The following is a 22,206-nucleotide window of genomic DNA, read 5'->3' as shown; positions in this document are numbered from 1 at the left end:
CAACCCGCGCGCTATCGTAAAAAATATTCACAGTAATGATAGTTTGAGAAGAAACATGAAAAAGTTCGTTGCAGTAGGTCTGTTTTCGCTGGCACTGTCTGGCTGCGTGAATCCCGGTAAAGCCTCCGTTCAGCCGGATCAACTTCAGGGTCACCGATTTGTGCTGGAGAGTGTCAACGGTGTTGCAGTGAAGCCCAGCGCGGTACCGCCAGAATTGAGCATTGGCGATAAAATGGCGATTTCAGGTGTGATGTGCAACCGCTTTACCGGTGAAGGGAAATTGTCGGAAGGCGAACTCAAAGTCAAAACGTTAGCGATGACGCGTAAGCTTTGCGCCGACCCTGCACTCAATGAACTGGACAGTACGATCGGCGATATGCTGCGCAAAGGCGCGCAGGTTGATCTGACAGAAGATCAGTTAACGCTGGCAACCGCAGAACAGACGTTGATGTTCAAACGTGCTGATTAATCAGTAAGCCCCACACGTGCCTACGGCAAGCGATTGTTCACTGCAGCGTTTGCCGTTGGGTAGCGCGCACATGCCAATGGCTGAACCATCAAGCTGACGTGCGGCAGATAGCGAACCGCCCACCATGGCACAATTAGCCTGTCCGGAACTGGACATCGCTGCTTTCATTCCTGGCGTAACATGTGCTGCTGTCGCCTGCTGAACCGGCTCATTGCTGCATGCTGACAGCAACAACGCCGCACACCCAACCCAAAACGCTGCGCGCATTCTCTCTTCCCCATTTAAATTGCGAAACCTATGCATCATAGGCATCACACGCCGCGCCGTCGAGAGCAACAGCGTGCATTTATGCACTCCTGAAACATTTTCTGTCACTTTTTATGACCTAAGTTTGATCTGCTCATTGCTGCGGTGAATAACAAGGACACAAAAGCGAAAATCGCAAATGCTGACCTTTGCTAAAATAAGGGAATAATTATCAGGACTCATCGCCGTTTCACGGGTCCCTCTTTTTTGCGCAATGTAAGGGTGTCACATGATCACTATTGACGGTAATGGCGCGGCCGCGTCCGTCGCGTTTCGCACCAGTGAAGTTATCGCCATTTACCCTATTACACCGAGTTCGACGATGGCGGAACAGGCAGATGCCTGGGCGGGCAACGGGCTTAAAAACGTCTGGGGTGATGTCCCTCGGGTCGTGGAAATGCAATCGGAAGCCGGCGCTATCGGCGCTGTACACGGCGCGTTGCAAACCGGCGCGCTGTCTACGTCGTTTACCTCTTCCCAGGGTTTGCTGTTGATGATCCCCACGCTGTATAAGCTGGCTGGACAGTTAACCCCGTTTGTTTTGCACGTCGCCGCACGTACCGTGGCGACCCATGCCCTGTCGATTTTTGGCGATCACTCTGATGTGATGGCCATCCGTCAGACGGGCTGTGCGATGCTTTGCGCCAGCAACGTGCAGGAAGCGCAGGACTTTGCGTTGATTTCTCACGTGGCAACGCTCAAAAGCCGCGTGCCGTTTATTCATTTCTTTGACGGTTTCCGTACCTCGCACGAAATCAATAAAATCGTGCCGCTGGCTGACAGCACGATTCTTGAGCTGATGCCGCAGGCAGAAATTGATGCCCATCGCGCACGGGCGCTCAATCCAGAGCATCCGGTGATTCGCGGCACGTCAGCTAATCCGGATACCTATTTCCAGTCCCGCGAGGCAACAAATCCCTGGTATAACGCGGTTTACGACCACGTCGAGCAGGCGATGGATGATTTCTCCGCCGCGACGGGACGTGACTACAAACCCTTTGAGTATTACGGACATCCGCAGGCTGAGCGCGTTATCGTTCTCATGGGCTCCGCGATCGGCACGTGTGAAGAAGTGGTCGATGAACTGCTTTCTCGCGGCGAAAAAGTCGGCGTGTTGAAAGTGCGCCTGTATCGCCCATTCTCGGCGAAGCATTTGCTGTCCGTTTTGCCAGAAAGCGTGCGTTTTGTTGCCGTACTTGACCGCACCAAAGAGCCCGGCGCGCATGCGGAACCGCTGTATCTGGACGTCATGACGGCGCTGGCCGAGGCATTCAACAGCGGTGAACGCGAAATGCTGCCGCGCGTGATTGGCGGCCGCTATGGCCTGTCCTCAAAAGAATTTGGTCCCGACTGCGTGATGGCCGTATTCAACGAGCTAAACGCCGCGAAGCCAAAACCGCGCTTTACCGTCGGCATTTATGACGACGTCACAAACCTTTCGCTGCCGCTCCCTGAAGATGCGTTGCCATCGAAAGCGAAGCTCGAAGCGCTATTTTATGGTCTGGGTAGCGACGGTAGCGTCTCGGCAACGAAGAACAACATCAAGATTATTGGTAACTCGACGCCGTGGTATGCGCAGGGGTATTTCGTTTATGACTCCAAAAAAGCAGGCGGTCTGACCGTTTCGCATCTGCGCGTCAGCGAGCAGCCGATCCGTTCGGCCTATCTGGTTTCGCAAGCCGATTTTGTCGGCTGCCATCAGCTGCAATTTATTGATAAATACCAGATGGCAGAGCGTCTGAAACCTGGCGGTATTTTCCTGATCAACACCCCGTACAACGCCGATGAAGTCTGGTCACGTTTACCGCGCGAAGTGCAGGCGGTACTGAATCAGAAAAAAGCCCGCCTTTACACCATCAATGCGGCAAAAATTGCCCGCGAATGTGGCCTGGCAGCACGTATTAATACCGTTATGCAGATGGCGTTTTTCCATCTGACCCATATTCTGCCGGGTGATAGCGCACTGGCGGCATTGCAGGGCGCGATTGCCAAAAGCTATAGCAGTAAGGGCCAGGACCTGGTCGAGCGCAACTGGCAAGCCCTGGCGCTGGCGCGTGAATCCATTTCTGAGATCCCACTGCAGCCAGTCAATGACGAAAGTCCAAATCGACCGCCGGTCGTGTCCGATGCCGCACCTGATTTTGTGAAGACGGTGACAGCGGCGATGCTGGCGGGACTGGGCGATGCCCTGCCCGTTTCTGCGCTGCCACCAGATGGCACCTGGCCGGTTGGAACGACGCGCTGGGAAAAACGCAATATCGCTGAAGCGATCCCCATCTGGAAAGAGGAACTTTGCACCCAGTGTAACCACTGCGTTGCGGCCTGCCCGCACTCAGCTATTCGCGCCAAAGTTGTTTCGCCAGACGAGATGGAAAACGCCCCTTCCAGCCTGCATTCACTCGATGTGAAATCTCGTGATATGCGTGGACAAAAATACGTCCTGCAGGTCGCACCGGAAGACTGCACAGGCTGTAATTTGTGTGTCGAAGTGTGCCCGGCCAAAGATCGTCAAAATCCAGAGATTAAAGCCATCAATATGATGTCGCGCCTGGAACATGTGGAGGAAGAAAAAGTGAATTACGATTTCTTCCTCGACCTGCCCGAAATTGATCGTAGCAAGCTGGAACGTATTGATATCCGCACGTCGCAGCTCATTACGCCGTTATTTGAATATTCCGGAGCCTGCTCGGGCTGCGGTGAAACACCTTATATTAAGTTGCTCACCCAACTGTATGGCGACCGCATGTTGATTGCTAACGCCACCGGCTGTTCCTCTATTTACGGCGGCAATTTACCTTCTACGCCATATACCACCGATGCCAATGGCCGTGGTCCGGCATGGGCGAACTCGCTGTTTGAAGATAACGCAGAGTTTGGTTTAGGCTTTCGTCTGACGGTCGATCAGCATCGCGCTCGCGTCATGCGTTTGCTGGAGCAGTTTGCCGATAAGATCCCAGAGGCGCTGAACGCCGCGCTGCACAGCGACGCCACGCCAGAAGTCCGTCGTGAGCAAGTCACCGAACTGCGGCAACATCTGGCTGGCGTTGAGGGCGCTGAACAGCTCTTAACCGACGCCGACGCGCTGGTGGAGAAATCAATCTGGCTGATTGGCGGTGATGGCTGGGCCTACGATATCGGCTTCGGTGGTCTGGATCATGTTCTGAGTCTGACCGAAAACGTCAATATTCTGGTGCTTGATACGCAGTGTTATTCCAATACGGGCGGACAAGCGTCCAAAGCAACGCCGCTGGGCGCAGTGACCAAATTTGGCGAACACGGCAAACGCAAAGCGCGCAAAGATTTGGGTGTAAGCATGATGATGTACGGCCATGTCTATGTCGCGCAGATTTCACTGGGCGCGCAGCTTAATCAGACCGTGAAAGCCATTCAGGAAGCGGAAGCGTATCCAGGCCCTTCTCTGATTATTGCCTACAGTCCTTGCGAAGAGCACGGCTACGATCTGGCGCTCAGCCACGATCAGATGCGACAGCTCACCGCCACAGGCTTCTGGCCGCTGTATCGCTTCGACCCGCGCCGTGCGGATGAAGGCAAACTGCCGCTGGCGCTGGACTCACGTCCGCCATCAGATGCACTTGCCGAAACCTTGCTCCAGGAGCAGCGTTTCCGTCGACTGAATGCTCAGCAACCTGAGGTGGCCGAGCAGCTTTGGAAAGATGCGGCGGCGGATCTGCAAAAACGCTACGACTTCCTGGCACAGATGGCCGGAAAAACAGAAAAATCCGCAAGCGAGTAATAAAAAAAGCCCGGAGTATCAACTCCGGGCTTATCCAAATAATAAAGTGAGTGTTTGTATTTAAAAAAAACACACTCACCTGTAAACGGATAAAGAATCTTAAAGGCATATAACGAGGCGAAGTCTACCGCCCTCAGCCACGAATGAATAATTTTTATTTATTATTCATTGGCATAACCCATTCACGGCATTTATCGCACGCCAGATAATAGCAAACGACTAACAGCATAAGAAATTCATAATAGATATATAAATCATTATAAATTTACTTTATAAAAAACAGAAGTCCTTCATATCTGGTCAGAATGAAATACGGGATGAATGTGAAAAAATCGCGGGTATTAATATGTCAGCCAAACACGATAAGTCAGCCCGAGCACTCTGTCTTATTGCTGCGCTCAATGATTCAGGATCATAATTTACCCTTGCGCTGATACGCCTACCTGATAGATGATAAATCTCCTGTTTTGAGCGGTAAGGGAGAACGCATCATGGTCCATCACCCGGTTAGATCGTCACGTATTGCCTCTATTGCCTACGATGAGCGTAGCGCCACGCTTGAGATTCGCTTTATCGATCGCCGGACGCTTCAATATCAGCGTGTGCCAGCCCGAATCTATAACGATTTTTTGCAGGTGGTGTCCAAAGGGCGATTCTACGACGGTGTGGTTAAAGGAAAATTTACCGAAGTTAACGTGTAGTGACAGCTTTTATTGCTGAGGAGGACTTTTCACTGCCCGAAACGAAAGAACACCCACAATGCCATCACTGGCCCCATCATTTGGATGATTCACGCCATCCGTTACGTCTATTTCTGTAAAATCAAAAGGGCTAACTCCTTCAATACAGGCGACATTCACGCCATATTGATCGGGATTCGAACGGCGTTGATGAAAAGTATAAATTCCGCAGACCGCGCAAAAAAAGTGTCGGGCCTCTTGCGTGTTAAAACGATACTCCGTTAGTTGGTCTTCGCCTTGAATAATCTTGATTCCCGATAAAGACGCTGTAACCACCACCGCGCCACGCATTCGACAAAAAGAGCAGTTACATCGCCGAACGGTATTAAAACCATCCGCCAGTTCAACCGTAAATTTCACCCCACCGCAATGGCATTGTGCATTCAGATTTTGTGACATCATCAGCCCTCTTTACGATAAATAAAACCTGAGGCCAATAAGGCCTCAGGTTACGCTACGGGTTTTGGCCATCGTCTGCGCTTGAGTTTCTGAATACAAGACGACGATGTCATTCTGGTTCCGCATAATGAACACACGGCTCCGTGAGGTTGGTTCTGTTCAGCGCTAAAACAGGTAAAGAAGAATTTTTTGCTCGAACAAACCGGGCACTGAAAGTGAATGTTGGGGATATCCCCTCCAATCAAGTGAATTGAGCAACCACCATAACGCAAATTTACACGTAGAAGGGATATATCGTCTGCAAACGGAGTGCAACGTCGCCGTCATGGTAAAGGTGCTGACTTTCCCGGCATCCATTTTGCAATTTTTGAGCTCATTATTGCCGCCTTAACGCTCCTGACGGAGCAAGCCCTGCAGATAAGCAGGGTCTATACTTTCAGTATGACTAAGTGGAGTTTTTTATGGTTGTTTTGTACTAACTTAATGAGATAACGAGTATTTGACATATCTAGCCGATAAGGATGCTGCCCCATCGCTTGACGCGACTCTCTTTGCCGAAGTAACCCGATCGTGGCAATTGCGTACTCCGGTAAGATCGCAAAAGGCCTGTTTAAGGCTGTAAATTTCGATGCGAGGGAGCATTTCTCCCTGCGTGGTCATTATATGTAGCGTACAACTCGTCGTTGCAGGTGAAACAAACATCACCAGCGCACCGGAACAGTGACTTATGTTTAAAAAACGGCTCTCTCAAGGCTATTCGAGCCGCTTTCGCTTCGACCTATGACGCAACCATCGTTATGTCTGAAAACCACTAAAATATTGTAAAGTAGATACATTTTTGTTTTTAATCTTATCTCATTACTCACATTATTCTGTATTTTATCTTTGATGGTATATGACTAAGTTAACTGGTTTTTAGAGGATGACCCGGCGAGAAGGAAATCCCACCAGACAGCTACAGGGCAAGATGATTCCCCCTGTTAGGCCAGTAAAAAAATAAATGCGAGGGATTGATAATATTAGCAGTGTCAAAATACTGCATTCCTATTGCGGAGTTTTTATTTGCTTTCAATAAGAATTAATGATTTTAAAATAAAACGGGATATCTGCATGCTGAAGGCATATCCAGCATGCAGTTTTAGGTGATAATTATCTAATTAAAACATACCCGCTATTTAAACTGATAAGTGAGACCTGCCATTCCACCGTAATCATAATAATCATTCTGGGCTACCGAGCCGTTGAGGCTAGCCCAAACCTTGAGGTTTGAGTTTAGGTTACCTTGCATACCGGTCTTGAATTCATAACGGCTATCAGGCGAATCGCTACTGAAGGTTGCGCCATCAAGAGTAACGCTATTAGCTACAGGTTTGCCACTCCACAGATTCGTTTCAATATAAGGATGTATACCAAAACCATCATCCTTCAGCGATGTCAGCGTAATCCTTGCCCCCAGACGACCTATAAAACCATCACCTCCATTATTGGTAACACGTGTACCATTACTTTCGATATGAGTATCCTGTTCATAATGCATATAAATACCCTGCGCTTGAGGTTCAATTATCCAGTTATGCCCCCAGTATTGACCAAGGTTTGCGCCATAACCCGCTTCCAGGGATAATGTATGATTATAACTGTCATACTTTTCTTCAGGTAAATCATCGCCGTTAATTTTATTATTAAACCAGGCATACTGATACCAACTGTCAATATACATTCCCAGGCGGGATTGCTCATCAGCAAACCATGTCCCATAAACACCAAGATTGTAACCATCAACGCTTGAATGCGAGCCAGCCTTCACCCCATCAGCATGTGAAGAGGATGTCGATTGACCGATTCCGGCCATGAAACCCATTGTCCACTGGTCAGCACCGGAGAAATGGCCAGTCAGGAGATCGCTCCCAAGCTCCATAGTAAAACCGTCTCCATCTGAATCCAGGGCGCCATTTGCTCCTTTAGTGTGAGTGTGCTTACCGATGATGTGTCCCCAGGATGCCTCAGGAGCTTTTTTACCATTTTGGAAACGATCGCCCATACGGTCAAAGAGCGTACCCAAAAACATGGACTGCGCCGCCTGTTGGTTTGCCAGATATGAACCTACTTCAGGACGGATCTGCAGTTCAGCTGGCACTGGGCTCGGGTCAGGCGTCGGATCAGGCGTCGGATCAGGTGTTGGGTCAGGCGTCGGGTCAGGTGTCGGTTCAGGCGTTGGGTCAGGGACGGGCTCTGGATTTTTCGCCGAATTCAAATACCAATTGCCTGTAGCATCCTGAACGAGATTATATTCATATGCGCCAGCCACAGCACGGCCCTGTAATGAGAATACTCCGCTGGAGTCATCCCCCTGGACATTGATAACCTCAATACCATTAACTGTGGCAGCGCCGTGGCCACCCATATTAGTAACTTTAACGCTAGAATTACCGGTAGAATTCCCCTGGATAATTAATTTGTCTGTGGAGGAATCATCGTTATCTAACACTGTGTTAATATTAACTGTTCCGCCATTGCCAATATAATCACCTGTAATGGTCATGGTATTCCCTGGCGCAGAGCCTCCAATTTGGAGCGTCCCATTATTTGTCACGGAGCCATTTAACGTCAGCGCGTTGATATTTCCATTAGACGAAACAGAAGAAGATGACATTGTGTTAAATGCATCAAGAACAGCGACAGTGCCTGCGTTTTGAATATCGCCTTCAATATTGCCAACACCGCTCAATGTCCCCCCCTGCGATATAGCAATATCTCCACCCTTCAGAGAAGCAGAATCCGTGGTGCCGTCCCCAACAATTAATGTCCCACCGTTATTAACTTCGGTTCCACCAAGAGACGTTTGGTCCAGTGCACCATTGAGTGTTAACTCTCCATTGACGGTTAAGGCATCAGTAGTTGAACCATTCAATACAACATCGCCATTCCAGGACCATTTACTTCCGGCATCGGACGTTATCCTGGATACGCCGTTGATACTGCCGGCCTCTGAACCTTCGCCGGTTAACGTTAATGTATTGTTATTTCCAGTGGATTGTATCGCTGCTGATTTAACGTTGTCAGACGACAAATGCGATCCAGTCCCAAGCGTAACGGTATTATTGTCACCCTTCAAATAAATAGCGGTATGGTTATCATCGCCACCTAAAATTGTACCCGTGTTAATAATAGTGTTATTTGAGTTTTCAATGTCGATAGCAGAAGCCGTTGCACTACTTATTTTTCCAACATTATTTAATGAGCTATCGCTCTGTAAATAAACAGCTGAATTACTAAATCCTGTACCGTTCTCTGAACCACTGCTTACAACGCCAGTTGATTCATTCACAATATTCACTACAGCACCCGTTCCACTAAAAGCACTAATTCCACATTGAGAACTTGAGATATCGCCCTTATTGGTGACGTCGACATATGCCCCGGCACCAATTTCAATCGCCGTGGTCGTGTTATCAGTGGTGGCTCCAGTGGTAATCAGTGCACCTTTTTCATTAATAATAGTTAATTTCTTAGTGCTATCCGTACCTGTCACATAAATACCGTCTGCATTCGTTGGACTGTTTTTGCCGATAGTCCCATAGTTATCAATGGTACCGCCTGTGCCAACATAATAGATAGAATGCAGTCCGCCAGCTGCACTGATATCACCTTTATTAGTAAGATTGACTGCACCGGCGCCATTGCTGTCGACGTAAAGTCCTATGTCCGAACCTAATATTGTCCCTTCACTTTCATTCAAAATCGAACCTGTCGTTGAGAAAGTGAGGCCAGCAGCTGTCGCTCCAATCGGCGAATAAATTGAACCGTGATTGATAAGTTCAGCACCTGCAAGCCCCTGGATGGTGAGAGCACTTACAGTACCATTGGAGGTAGTTAGTTCTGTTCCGGCTGCAATCAGATATGAGCTATCGTCCTTATAACTCACTTCTGAAGAACTGTCCGGGATGATTGTTTCAGCATGAACCGATAATGTTGTTCCGAGTAACAATGAAGGGAAAATGAGTTGCAGATTATTTAACTTCTTTAATTTGAACGGGTGATGGTTGAGTTTTTTGGTTTCACGCATAAAATAATACAAATCCTAATTTTAACAAGTGGTCATTTATCAAAAATGTTTTTTTCATAAGTGTTTTTTCTCGCATTTTAAAAAGAGACTCACTTATTTATTTGCCATGATAAAAAATGATGGGCAAGTTATATATTGATATCTCTTTGATATAGCGAAAGGATTTAATTATAAAGACCCGCCTGGCGTTATCACAGTTAAATTCGTTCCAGAATTAGACTGGAGAGATTTATGAATCAATAATGTCCATAAAAAAGTATATGAGTTAATTCCTTACTTACTAAAATAGCTTGTAAAGGACGGGTGGATTACTTGCGTGAGAAGTACCACGTACTTGACCTGCCCCGGGATCAGATCCAACGCTCAGTTAGACATGTCGGATCCTTCACTATCAGAATTATCGGTCCTCCAACCCCGCGCAATTTCAGACAGAGTCTAATAATTCAGCGTGGGTGCAGGAGGCACTCGTTATAACCCTGGCGTCATTCACTGATGGTTTTAATGGCATGACTGACGTCGCTCAATCAGTGTTCATCCAGGCGCTCATCGCAGAAGTGTCAGCTAACTCTCCCAATAAATCCGTTCTGGGTCGGCTTGTTGGGCTGGATAAGCCGCAGCTTCGCTCATAGGCCCCCTGTACAAGTGCTCTGCAGGTTAGCTCCGGCCTCTGGTCAGTTCTTATCGTAGACAGGTAGCTTTGAGACAGTGTGATGTGATTCAGCATACGCGTGGAATGCACGCATGAAATCCCGACGACATCAGTGACCGTCAGGCATTCTTTCATGAAGTCATCCCCGCAGATGAGGCTCTTGATCCTGCGACCGGTGGCAAATGTGTTCATGGCGAAACCTATCGATCAGTAAAAGTTTATGGAAACGTCCAAAAGCCACAGATCGCTCATCACCGTCGCGAATAGGGCTGACCGAACACCAACGCGTATACGTGGTTTTATGCAACGAATGAAAAATGATACCTAGAAACCTTTCTACTCACTGAGCAGTATTGGCGCACTGTGGAACTCTGCTGTAAAACGTGCTGGCATTCGTCGTCGCAATCCGTACCATACACGGCACACTTTCGCATGCTGGTTGTTATCCGCAGGCGCTAACCCGTCTTTTATTGCCAATCCGATGGGGCACGAAAATGCGCAGAGGGTGTATGAAATCTATGCTACAAGGATTGAAACGCTGGATAGTGAACAGGTGGCAATGCTTAACCCAAAGCTTGCGCTTAAAATGGATTGTCCCACTGGTGCCCCATTTGATATTTGAGTAAAGAATAAATGTCACAGAATCAAGAAATTACAAAAAAAGAGCAGTACAACCTGAATAAGTTACAGAAGCGTCTGCGCCGCAACGTGGGCCAGGCGATTGCTGACTTCAATATGATTGAAGAAGGTGACCGCATCATGGTTTGCCTTTCAGGGGGTAAAGACAGTTACACGATGCTGGAGATTTTGCGCAATCTGCAGCAAAGCGCACCGGTGAAATTTTCTCTGGTGGCCGTTAATCTGGACCAGAAACAGCCAGGCTTCCCTGAGCACATTCTGCCGGAATACCTTGAGCAACAGGGCGTGGAATATAAAATCGTCGAAGAGAATACCTACGGGATAGTCAAAGATAAAATCCCGGAAGGCAAGACGACCTGTTCACTCTGCTCCCGCCTGCGCCGCGGCATTCTTTATCGTACTGCGACAGAACTGGGTGCGACCAAAATTGCACTGGGCCATCACCGCGACGATATCCTGCAGACATTGTTCCTGAACATGTTCTACGGCGGCAAGATGAAAGGAATGCCACCGAAGCTGATGAGCGATGATGGAAAGCACATTGTTATCCGCCCGTTGGCGTATTGCCGTGAGAAAGATATTGAGCGTTTTGCCGAAGCGCGTGAGTATCCGATCATTCCTTGTAACCTGTGCGGTTCGCAGCCAAATCTACAGCGCCAGGTGATCGGCGATATGCTTCGCGACTGGGATAAGCGTTATCCTGGACGCATCGAGACCATGTTCAGCGCGATGCAAAACGTTGTCCCTTCACATCTTAGTGATGTCGAACTGTTCGATTTCAAAGGCATTCAGCACGGCTCGGAAGTTGTAGCGGGTGGCGATTTGGCATTTGACCGTGAAGATATCCCGATGCAGCCTGCTGGCTGGCAGCCGGAAGAAGATGATTCACAGCTTGATGAGATGAGACTGAATATCGTAGAAGTGAAGTAACATATGGCGTCTCAGATAGCGCATCTGAGACGCTTTTTTAAGGCTTATTTCAGCAAGCGAACCCGGCAGGTTTTGCCTTTGATTTTACCGTTCTGCAACTGCTTCCAGACTTTATTCGCCACAGACTGACGCACCGCGACATAGACATGCGCGGGATGCACAGCGATTTTGCCGATATCCGCGCCATCAAAGCCCATATCCCCGGTCAACGCGCCTAATACATCACCTGGACGCATTTTGGCTTTTTTGCCGCCATCGATACACAGCGTCGCCATCTCTGCCTTGAGGGGGACAATACCCACGTTATTCGGCGCGCTCATCCAGTTCAGTTTCAGCTGTAGCATTTCTGACAGAATGTTGGCACGCTGGGCTTCTTCTGGTGCGCAGAGGCTGATCGCCAGACCGCTGTTTCCCGCACGCGCGGTACGCCCTATGCGGTGAACATGCACTTCCGGATCCCACGCCAGCTCGAAGTTAACCACCAGCTCCAGTGATTTGATGTCCAGACCACGCGCGGCAACATCCGTCGCAACCAATACTCGCGCGCTGCCGTTGGCGAAACGAATCAACGTCTGATCGCGATCGCGCTGTTCCAGGTCTCCGTGCAATGCCAGTGCACTCTGCCCTGCCTCTTCAAGCGCTTCACAGACGGCCTGACAATCTTTTTTGGTATTGCAGAAAACGACGCAAGATGCCGGCTGATGCTGACTCAGCAGCTTTTGCAGCAGCGGAATTTTGCCTTTTTGCGACGTCTCATAGAATTGTTGTTCAATGGATGGCAAGGCATCAACCGAATCAATTTCGATAGTGACCGGATTTTGCTGAACGCGTCCGCTGATGGCGGCAATCGCCTCTGGCCACGTGGCAGAAAAAAGCAGCGTCTGGCGCGTGGCCGGGGCAAAACGGATCACTTCGTCAATCGCGTCGCTAAAGCCCATATCCAGCATGCGATCGGCTTCGTCCATCACCAGCGTTTGCAGCGCATCTAACGAAACCGTGCCTTTTTGCAGATGATCGAGTAAACGCCCTGGTGTGGCGACAATAATGTGCGGCGGATGCTGGAGCGAATCGCGCTGAGCGCCAAACGGTTGACCGCCGCACAGCGTCAGAATTTTAGTGTTCGGCAGAAAACGCGCCAGACGACGTAATTCACCGGCCACCTGATCGGCTAGCTCACGCGTCGGGCATAGCACAAGCGATTGAGTCTGGAATAAACCCGCATCAATTTGCTGTAAAAGCCCAAGACCAAATGCGGCCGTTTTCCCACTGCCGGTTTTGGCCTGCACGCGAACGTCACGTCCTTCCAGGATCGCCGGAAGAGCGGCTGCTTGTACAGGGGTCATCGCGAGGTAACCCAACTCGTTAAGATTATCGAGTTGGGCGGCAGGCAGAACGTTCAGAGTAGAAAAAGCGGTCACAATGTAGTCTCGAGGTAAAAAGTCACAGTCATTTGGCGCGTATCCTCGCAGATCTCCGTGACCGATGCGACAATTTAATCGGTTCTTCATCTGGCGGTGGGTCCGGCATGGGTTGCGGACGAGGAATAGGATCGGGGATTGGCACCGGTTCAGTGGGGATGGAATCGGATGGCGGCGTTTGCCCGTGGAGCAAGGCTAATAATGCACTCATGTTACCCTCCAGTTTATCGGCTTGACTCTTTTAGGGTAGACGCTGAGATCCTTCAGGCAAAAAAAAGCCGACTAATTTAGTCGGCATTGTACGAATCAATTGTGCTATGCAGTAATTCAAAAAAGGAAGTAAGACAATATGGAGCGCAACGCCCATCGCTTGACGTTGCATTCACCTGCGGGAGTAATAGTGCACCGAAAGGGGTAAACGTTTTTTGACTTTGCTCAAATAAAATAGCGTTTTGAAGCATGCCCGGCGTGAAAAAAACGTAAATTTACAGCCATTTACTACGATGCAACCACCACGCAACACCCCCGATCAAAACAACTAACATGATGCAAAAAGCCGAAAAGCCGAACTGATAACCACCGCCTGGAATGCCGCCTAAGTTGACGCCAAAGAGTCCGGTCAAAAATGTGCTGGGTAAAAAGACCATTGCCATTAACGACATGGTGTAAGTGCGGCGCGACAATGACTCTTGCATCACCTGTGCGATTTCATCGCTCATCACCGCCGTACGGGCAATACAGGAGTCAATTTCATCCAGACCTCGGCCCAGGCGATCGGCGATATCCTGCATTCTGCGGCGCTGATCGTCGGTCATCCAGTTCAGACGTTCGCTGGCCAGGCGAGCATAAACATCGCGCTGCGGCGTCATATAGCGACGCATCACAATCAGCTGTTTTCTCAGCAACGCCAGAGATCCACGCGGAGGAATATGTTGATCGAGCAAATTATCTTCGAGATCGATAATTTTATCGTGCAGCTCTTCGATAAATTCACTCGCATGATCGGTCAGCGCATCGCACACATCGACCAACCAGCCACCGCAGTCGGCAGGCCCGGTACCTTCTTTCAGATCATTGACCACGTCATCCAGCGCAAGCACTTTACGCTGACGCGTAGACACAATCAGGCGTTCGTCCATATAGAGGCGCATGGCCACCAACTGATCGGGGCGTTCGTCGGTACTGCCATTAATACAGCGCAGGGTAATAAGGGTGCCCTCGCCAAGACGACTCACCCGAGGACGCACGCTATCGCCCGCCAGAGCATCACGTACGTTATTGGGAAGCAACGGCGTGGAAGCCAGCCATTGCGCACTGTCAGGATGGGTATAGTTCAGATGTAACCAGCAAGGATGTTCACTGTCGATAACATCGTTATCTTCGAGGTGTCGCGCCCCACCCTTACCGTCAAGCAGCCACGCGAACACCGCGTCGGGAACGTTAACTTCGGATCCTTTAATGCCTTCCACAGCGCCTCCACCATTTCGCAATCATGGTTGTCAGTCTAGCGGTCACAAAATGTTATTCAACATTTAAGCGCGCCAGAGCGCTGAATCTACTGATAAATTGTTTCTCAAAACGTAAAAAAGCCCGGCGAACCAGGCTTTTCTTAATTAATACACTTGTTCAGCTCGTCGAGGGAAGATCGCTGAGGGAGAACGTTGCCGTACCTGGCCTGTAAATTCATCTTTTTCTTCCAGTCTGAAGTTCCGGGTGCGCGTCTGTAGCTCGATGACCTGGTTTTTCAGCACATCTGATGAACCCGATAGCTCATCGACCATCGCCACGTTGCTCTGTGTAACGCGCTCAAGCTCCGAAAGCGCCTGGGTAATTTGCGTGATCCCTTTTTCTTGCTCGGCGGTCGTCGCCGAAATCTCATCCATCAGTTTGCTGACGTGCCCGGAACCGTTAACAATTTCGTGCATGTTCTTTTCCGCTTCCGACACGACCGTCACACCCTGAGTAACATTATTGCTGGTGACATCAATCAGCGATTTAATGCTTTTTGCCGCTTCGGCGCTAAGGTGAGCAAGATTACGCACCTCTCCGGCCACCACTGAAAAACCTTTGCCATGATCGCCCGCTCTGGCGGCTTCTACCGCCGCGTTCAGCGCCAGAATATTCGTCTGGAAAGCGATGCCGTCAATCAGCGTGATGATTTCCGTCATTTGCTGAGCACATTCGGTGATGGATTGCATATTGTGGGCAACTTGCCCCATTAACTCCCCGCCTTTACGCGCCTGGACTGTCGCGAGATTGGCGCGCTCGCTGGCCAGCCGGGTATTGTCTGCATTGTTGCGGGTGCTCGCGGCCATTTGCTCCATGCTGGCGGCGGTCTGGATCAGTGATGCGGACTGCTGCTCCGTTTTAACTGAGAGTTGGGCGCTACGGGCTGACAACTGCTCAGATAAGGTCATCGCGGTATGCGACGATGCCCTGATCTCGCGAACAAGTGTGGCGATATTGCTGGATAAACTATTGATACCCGGAATTAATCGTCCGGCACAGTTATTACCAAATTCAGGAATGGAAACAGAGAGGTTACCTGACGTGACTTCTTCAATACTTTTTTTCACCGTATTGATGGGAGTCACAAGATATTTTGTCATATACGACCAAAGCAACAAAACCGCAAGAACATTAACAATATTAACTGCAATAAAAAGTGTTGTGCTTTTTGATAAAACCAAAACCAACCCGTCAATCATTAAAAGCACAACCATCAAAAAGTAAATAATAAAAGTCCTTACGCTAATATTTCTCAGCATAATTGATCCCACGCAGCGTTTTGGAGAGGTATTATGTTTATAGCATTCGCCCTTTCTTTTTCCACCTATTTTTAGTGGCTTTTGTTATTTGCATGCTGAAGTCATTGATTTGCGTTAAGTCGATATAATGACCTTTGCAATAACCCCATCAAAACTAAATATGCTGCCGAAGCATTATTTAGGATGATAACGAAAGATTCTTCAGCCAGACTCCCTCATAATCAAAAGCGCTTTATTAAGAGCAGATGAAACTAATCATTAACATCATGTAGCATCGCTAAAATGAAAATAGAAGGATATATTCTGCAGGTTTTTAATGGTGCAAAATATTAACCTGTTTGTTGTTGATTTTAGATAAGCAACTAATCTTGGAATTAGTTAAAGTAAGCATGGCGGTGTTGACTCATGCACCGAATGAACTCATACCGTTTTTTTTGCGTGGGATGACATAATGCTGGATGTGTCCTGGGACCCTGTCCTTATCGCCATCTCTTTTCTGGTGGCCTTTATCGCGTCATTTGTGGCATTAGACAGTGCAGGGAAAATCTCGGGTGCAAGCCGGAAAGCGGCGTTCTGGTGGCAGATGGCTGGCGGTATCACCCTGGGAATTGGCGTTTGGTCCATGCATTTCATCGGAATGCTGTCGATGAAAATGCCGATGGCCATGAGCTATGATTTTTGGCTCACCGCGGCCTCGCTTGGCGTCGCTATACTGGCCGCCACCTGCGCTATCCATATTGCGGTACCCGGTAATGCCCTTTCTCTTTTACGATGGTTTTTTTCCACTCTGATACTGAGTGCAGGCGTCGTTGCTATGCACTATATCGGGATGGCCGCGTTAATGTTCCACGATCAAATTATCTGGAATATGACCATCGTCCTGATTTCGGTGTTGATTGCGATCGTGGCTTCAGGTGCCGCACTCTGGCTCGCTTTCCACTTACGCCACAGACATAAAGGTGTGTTTATCAACCGTATCGCGGCCGCTATCGTGATGGGGATGGCCATCTGCGCAATGCATTACACCGGAATGAGCGCGGCCGACTTTCAGCATGACGTACACACCATGTCAGGCGGTGTAGGCGAACTGGATCTGTCAATCTGGGTGTCGTCCACCACGTTGGTTTTGCTGGGGATTATGCTCATCATTTCACTGGTGGACTCTCATTTCCGCACTCAGCGCCTGACCGATAATTTGCGTCAGTTGAATACGCAGCTGGCGCTGCAGGCACGGTTCGATGTTCTGACGGGGCTTGCCAATCGCCATCAAATGGATATCAGCCTCCAGGACTGCCTTCACACCTCGTTGCTGAATAAAAAACAGTTTGCCGTTATGTTTCTTGATATCGACCATTTCAAGCTGATCAATGACGCCTGGGGCCATCAGGTGGGCGATGAGCTGTTAATCAACGTTGCTCAGCGCATTACTGCCCGGCTGGGAACGGGTATGACCCTCGCCAGGCTGGGCGGTGATGAGTTCATCCTGCTTGTACCCGACTGTGATGACGAAAAGATAACGACGCTTTCAATGACACTTCTGGATGAGATTCGACGCCCCTTTGCGATCGGTGGTCATGCAATCAATGTCACCTTAAGTGTCGGCGTCAGCCTCTACCCTCAGCACGGCGAAACGCTTCATGAACTCAAATTTACAGCCGATGCAGCGATGTACCACATCAAACAAGGGGGACGTAACGGTTGGGCAGTTTACCGTCCGGAGATGTCGAAAAGTATCACGGCGGAACCCGCATTCCTGCAGGATCTTACCCAGGCGCTTGAACGCGAACAGTTTGAGCTTTGGTATCAACCCACCTATCTTGCCGACGCTAACGAGATTCACGGTTTTGAAGCCCTGATTCGCTGGCATCATCCTGAACAAGGTGTGCTTCTGCCTGCGGTTTTTTTATCCTCGCTAGAAAAAACAGGTTTAATCATTCCCGTTGGCGTTTGGGCGATAGAACAGGCCTGCAGGCAACTGCGATTCTGGTCCGAGCAAGGCTTCGGTCAGTGGACGCTTTCATTTAATTTGTCCCCTGTTCAATTTGAGCAACAGGATATATTTGAGATAATCACGGGGACCATTCAAAAATATAATCTTGAACCTTCACGGCTGATCCTTGAAGTCACCGAAAGTACCGCGCTTAAAAATCTTGAACGTAGCGTCGAATTGTTAAATGCCTTTAGTCATGCTGGCGTTACAGTCTCTATCGACGATTTCGGCACGGGGTATTCTAACCTGCTCATGTTAAACGTCCTTCCTGCTAAAGAGTTGAAAATTGATAAAACGTTTATCGATAGCATGCTGGATAACAATAAAAGCCAGAAAATTGTCGAAACAATAATTAACGTGGCCCGCACCATGGATATGGTCGTGGTTGCGGAAGGTATTGAAACTGCAGAACAGCAGCAGATACTGGCGAATCTGGGGTGTGATTATCTGCAAGGATATTATTTTTCTCGTCCTCTTCCTGCTGAACAAGTTCCCTGGCTGGTATTACAAAACAAGTCCGATAAACAAATTATACCCATTGGTAAAAATCACATGGAACTCCCCCACAATTCACAAAAAAACCATGCCTGATGTGATGAAGTAGAGTATGTTTTAAATAAGCCCACGCGTGAACATTCCGTCGTGGACATCAGGCAGCGGTACTGATGAATGGGAACAATCTATGTCGCTACCCAGCTATGAAGCACTCAATTTTATCAAAATACCCGTTTGGATAGTCTCATCCGTTTCTGAGCAGGTTATATTCGCCAACGTCACGGCGACTGCCTTGATGATGAATAAAACGCTCAACGATATGCGTAACGGGGTTTTTTCAGCAAATGCGCAGCATCAGCTTTCTATGTATGTCCCGGACCTTAAATCTGACCTGGATATCATCGAAGTCTGGACCGTCTGGCGCGACCAGCAAGAAACGACGCTAAGCTGTCGCCTGTCACTTGCTCATGACGAAAACATGGGTGATGTGATTATATTTGAGGGCATTGCGTCTCAAATATCGTCGGGACTTAAAGCCAGCCGGTCGGCGAATTATCAGCGCAAAAAACAGGGTTTTTATGCCCGTTTTTTTCTGACAAACAGCGCCCCAATGTTGCTGATTGATACCGCGCGTGATGGTCAAATTGTGGACGCCAATTTGGCAGCCCTGAATTTTTACGGCTACACCCATGATGTGATATGCAGCAAACACACCTGGGAAATAAACACGCTAGGCCGCGACATTTTACCGATCATGAATGAGGTTGCGCGCCTTCCCGGCGGGCATAAACCGCTTAATTTTGTTCACCGCCTCGCAGATGGTTCAACCCGCCATGTTCAAACTTACGCCGGCCCGATTGAAATCTATGGCGATAAATTGATGCTGTGTATCGTACATGATATCACCGAACAGAAGCGGTTAGAGCAGGAGCTGGAACACGCCGCGATGCGAGATTCGATGACAGGTCTGCTTAATCGTCGACAATTTTACCGCATCACCGAGCAAACCAACCCGTCGTTTTTACCTGTTCAGAACCAGTTCAGCTTATTGTTGGTTGATACCGACCATTTTAAAAACATCAATGATGTTTTCGGGCATCTGAAAGGCGATGAAGTCTTGATTTCGCTTTCGCGTACGCTCGAAGCATGCAGCCGGAAGGACGATTATGTGTTCCGCTGGGGCGGAGAAGAGTTTGTCATTCTGTTACCGCGCACGCCACTGGATGTCGCAATGCAGGTTGCCGAAACCATTCGCGCGGCGGTTGCACGCATCGCGATTCCCGGTCTGCCCCGCTTTACCGTGAGTATTGGCGTGGCGCGCCACAATTCTGATGAAAGCATTGATGAGCTTTTTAAACGGGTTGATGACGCGCTGTATCGCGCTAAAAATGACGGACGCAATAAAGTTTTGGCGGCCTAAGAACTGGAGTATTGATTAAAGCCTCGTTACAATGCCCCGCTAAATTAACGGATTTCAGGTGGGTAGCTTTTGCTATGGAAAAAACAGAAGTCATACTCATCCTAATTATTTTACTGATTATTATATTTGGCTTGTGGTTTATTTTTAGCGGCCAGATGTGGCATTTAGCAGCGTTTCTGGAAAACTGGCTTTACCCTGCGATCGATGCGCCATGATGCACGTATAACCCGTTGTTTCAACTAGTGTAATTGTGAGCTTCCGCCACGAGAAAACACCGCATAATATAGCAATGGTTACCCTCCGTGATGGGTTAACACAGCATTAATCATTGGCTTGTGTTGCCCGTTCTCTGACGGGCTTTTTTATTTGTTCGGGCTGATAAATTAGTGCTTTTCGATATACATCGTCCGGCTATAAGCAACATCTTCCGCATTATTTATCGGATAACCTTTCACCCAAGGCTTAATCAAACGCCCGTTGGTATATTGATAAATGGGTGCAATAGGCGCTTTTTCAGCAAGGATTTTCTCTGCTGAATTGTAATCCGCATTCCGTGCTTTTACCGTCGTTTCCAGCGTCGCCTGATTGATGATTTTATCGTAAGCCGGATCGTTAAAGCGTGAGATGTTACCTGTGTGCGTTGAGGTGAGCAGCGACAGGAACGTTGAAGGCTCATTGTAATCGCCGACCCAGGAGGCGCGAATCACGTCGAAATTACCGGTATTGCGGCTGTCGATATACGTTTTCCACTCCTGGTTTTGCAACTTCACGTCTACGCCCAGATTTTTCTTCCACATCGAGGCCACCGCAATCGCGATTTTTTGATGGTTTTCAGACGTGTTGTACAGCAGCGTGAGTTTAAGCGGGCGCTGCGGACCATAACCTGCGGCCTGCAGCAGCATTTTTGCCTGCGCGTTCAGCTCTGCCTGTGACATCTGCTCAAACGGTGACAGTTCAGCCGTAAAACCTGCCGTCACGTCAGGGGTAAAATGCCAGGCCGGTTTCTCACCGGTTCCCAGGACTTTCTCTGCCATGATCCGCCGGTCAATCGTCATACTCAACGCCAGACGCACGCGCGAGTCCGCAGTCGGTCCTTTTTGGGTATTAAACGCATAATAATATGTGCCAAGCTGTGGCGGTGTATAAACCTGCCCCGGAATGTCTTTCAGCAGCTTCTGATAAAGATTTTTGGGGAACGATTCGGTGATATCAATATCCCCTGCCAGATAACGTTTCGTGGCTGATGATTCCTGATTGAGCGGCACAAACGTCACTTTTTGCAGCACCGTCTTGCCGTTGTCCCAGTAATGGGTATTCGGCTCAACAACCAGTTTTTCGTTCACCACGCGGTCTTTTAAAACATATGTCCCGTTACCGACCAGCGAACCAGGTCGGGTCCAGTCTTTATTGCCCTCAACGTTGGCTTTCTGAACCGGATAAAAAGCAAAACTCGCCGTCAGATTGGCAAACCACGGCAACGGTTTATCCAGCTGTACGCGTAGCGTTTTGGCATCAACAGCCGTCACGCCCAGTGAATTCGGCAGTGCTTTACCATCGATAATGTTCTGCGCATTCGTGATCCCCGCCAGCGCCGCAAACCATGCGAACGGTGAGGTCGTTTTAGGGTCGACGAGGCGCTGCCAGCTATAAACGAAATCTTCTGCCGTCACCGGGGTGCCATCAGACCACTTAGCGTTATCGCGCAAAGTAAACGTCCAGGTGCGGTTGTCATTACTTTGCCATTTTGACGCCACCCCAGGAATCAACGCGCCCTTTTCATTCTGATTCACCAGGCCTTCAAACAGATCCCGGATAACCTGAATTTCGGGCAAACCTACGGCCTTTGCTGGGTCGAGCGATGCTGGCTCATCTTTGATATGACGCACCAGCTCCTGTTTTTGTGCCAGCACGGTTCCCGAAGGAACATCAGCCGCATAAGAAAAAGATGAGAGTCCGCACAACCAAAGTGCAGTACAGAGCAGCGAGACAGGATGCTTCATAAGATCCCCTTTAAAATGATCGGTGACGAGCAGATGCGTAATTATTTGTTTCAAAACAGAGAAATGCAAACTTCTTACCGCGTAAAGGTGATATCTGGCTAAATTCTCCTCACGCTGAAACTATTTGATTAACCGTGAGTTTTACACAACACTGGCAGTTATA

The 22,206-nt window shown here is 48.9% G+C and carries 15 protein-coding genes and 2 pseudogenes; 8 read left to right on the top strand and 9 right to left on the bottom strand.

Annotated elements, in window-relative coordinates; all coding sequences use genetic code 11:
* The first annotated feature begins 55 nt into the window (after nt 1–55).
* Nucleotides 56–469, top strand: a complete 414-nt coding sequence (gene hslJ, locus AC0LWE_RS02075) for a heat shock protein HslJ (protein ID WP_174341744.1) — start codon at nt 56–58, stop codon at nt 467–469.
* Here hslJ and AC0LWE_RS02070 read toward each other — a convergent pair whose 3' ends face one another.
* The gene (locus AC0LWE_RS02070) at nt 470–736 is read right to left on the bottom strand and encodes a putative hemolysin (protein WP_131488086.1); all 267 of its coding nucleotides are present in this window, start codon (nt 734–736) and stop codon (nt 470–472) included.
* A 268-nt stretch (nt 737–1,004) separates the two neighbouring features.
* On the opposite strand from AC0LWE_RS02070, the gene nifJ reads away from it, so the two are divergent.
* Together nifJ and AC0LWE_RS02060 are read left to right on the top strand one after the other, a co-directional pair.
* Nucleotides 1,005–4,529, top strand: coding sequence for a pyruvate:ferredoxin (flavodoxin) oxidoreductase (gene nifJ / locus AC0LWE_RS02065; RefSeq protein ID WP_219346518.1), 3,525 nt, complete (start codon nt 1,005–1,007; stop codon nt 4,527–4,529).
* 491 nt (nt 4,530–5,020) lie between these two features.
* Entirely contained in the window at nt 5,021–5,230 is a 210-nt protein-coding gene (locus tag AC0LWE_RS02060; protein ID WP_059179051.1) for a KTSC domain-containing protein, read from the top strand.
* A gap of 9 nt (nt 5,231–5,239) precedes the next feature.
* On the opposite strand, the gene AC0LWE_RS02055 is transcribed toward AC0LWE_RS02060, so the two are convergent.
* The 3 genes and pseudogenes from AC0LWE_RS02055 to AC0LWE_RS02045 form a co-directional block, all read right to left on the bottom strand.
* Entirely contained in the window at nt 5,240–5,668 is a 429-nt protein-coding gene (locus AC0LWE_RS02055) for a GFA family protein (RefSeq protein ID WP_216981847.1), read from the bottom strand.
* A gap of 1,171 nt (nt 5,669–6,839) precedes the next feature.
* Nucleotides 6,840–9,734: an autotransporter family protein gene (locus AC0LWE_RS02050; RefSeq protein ID WP_474264748.1), complete on the bottom strand. Its 2,895-nt coding sequence runs from the start codon at nt 9,732–9,734 to the stop codon at nt 6,840–6,842.
* Nucleotides 9,735–10,097: 363 nt separating this feature from the next.
* Nucleotides 10,098–10,590 (bottom strand): annotated as a pseudogene (locus tag AC0LWE_RS02045) (integrase core domain-containing protein); the annotation flags it as partial.
* Between the two features lie 121 nt (nt 10,591–10,711).
* On the opposite strand from AC0LWE_RS02045, the pseudogene AC0LWE_RS02040 reads away from it, so the two are divergent.
* Nucleotides 10,712–11,005: pseudogene (locus AC0LWE_RS02040) on the top strand (tyrosine-type recombinase/integrase); the annotation flags it as partial.
* Between the two features lie 11 nt (nt 11,006–11,016).
* A complete protein-coding gene (gene ttcA, locus AC0LWE_RS02035; RefSeq protein WP_202693345.1) occupies nt 11,017–11,952 on the top strand; it encodes a tRNA 2-thiocytidine(32) synthetase TtcA in 936 nt (311 codons plus the stop codon).
* Between the two features lie 44 nt (nt 11,953–11,996).
* On the opposite strand, the gene dbpA is transcribed toward ttcA, so the two are convergent.
* The 4 genes from dbpA to AC0LWE_RS02015 form a co-directional block, all read right to left on the bottom strand.
* On the bottom strand, nt 11,997–13,370 hold the full coding sequence (gene dbpA, locus AC0LWE_RS02030; RefSeq protein ID WP_059179076.1) for an ATP-dependent RNA helicase DbpA: 1,374 nt from the start codon (nt 13,368–13,370) through the stop codon (nt 11,997–11,999).
* 28 nt (nt 13,371–13,398) lie between these two features.
* A complete protein-coding gene (ynaL, locus tag AC0LWE_RS02025; RefSeq protein ID WP_072241849.1) occupies nt 13,399–13,581 on the bottom strand; it encodes a proline-rich small protein YnaL in 183 nt (60 codons plus the stop codon).
* Nucleotides 13,582–13,855: 274 nt separating this feature from the next.
* On the bottom strand, nt 13,856–14,839 hold the full coding sequence (zntB, locus tag AC0LWE_RS02020) for a zinc transporter ZntB (RefSeq protein WP_131488050.1): 984 nt from the start codon (nt 14,837–14,839) through the stop codon (nt 13,856–13,858).
* A 144-nt stretch (nt 14,840–14,983) separates the two neighbouring features.
* Complete coding sequence (locus AC0LWE_RS02015; protein ID WP_219346517.1) at nt 14,984–16,138, bottom strand: methyl-accepting chemotaxis protein; 1,155 nt, start codon at nt 16,136–16,138, stop codon at nt 14,984–14,986.
* 451 nt (nt 16,139–16,589) lie between these two features.
* On the opposite strand from AC0LWE_RS02015, the gene AC0LWE_RS02010 reads away from it, so the two are divergent.
* The 3 genes from AC0LWE_RS02010 to AC0LWE_RS02000 all read left to right on the top strand — a co-directional run bounded on the left by AC0LWE_RS02010 (nt 16,590) and on the right by AC0LWE_RS02000 (nt 20,258).
* Nucleotides 16,590–18,719 carry a putative bifunctional diguanylate cyclase/phosphodiesterase gene (locus tag AC0LWE_RS02010; RefSeq protein WP_219346516.1) on the top strand — a complete coding sequence of 710 codons (2,130 nt, stop codon included), beginning with the start codon at nt 16,590–16,592 and terminating at the stop codon, nt 18,717–18,719.
* 91 nt (nt 18,720–18,810) lie between these two features.
* Nucleotides 18,811–20,043 (top strand): GGDEF domain-containing protein, encoded by a 1,233-nt coding sequence (locus tag AC0LWE_RS02005; protein ID WP_219346515.1) that lies wholly within the window; start codon nt 18,811–18,813, stop codon nt 20,041–20,043.
* A gap of 74 nt (nt 20,044–20,117) precedes the next feature.
* Nucleotides 20,118–20,258, top strand: a complete 141-nt coding sequence (locus AC0LWE_RS02000; RefSeq protein WP_202713180.1) for an Ecr family regulatory small membrane protein — start codon at nt 20,118–20,120, stop codon at nt 20,256–20,258.
* A gap of 168 nt (nt 20,259–20,426) precedes the next feature.
* On the opposite strand, the gene AC0LWE_RS01995 is transcribed toward AC0LWE_RS02000, so the two are convergent.
* Nucleotides 20,427–22,043, bottom strand: coding sequence for a peptide ABC transporter substrate-binding protein (locus AC0LWE_RS01995; RefSeq protein ID WP_219346514.1), 1,617 nt, complete (start codon nt 22,041–22,043; stop codon nt 20,427–20,429).
* Between the last annotated feature and the right edge of the window lie 163 nt (nt 22,044–22,206).

This window comes from Lelliottia sp. RD5, from assembly GCF_056032945.1.
This window is presented reverse-complemented; position numbering and strand designations above follow the sequence as displayed.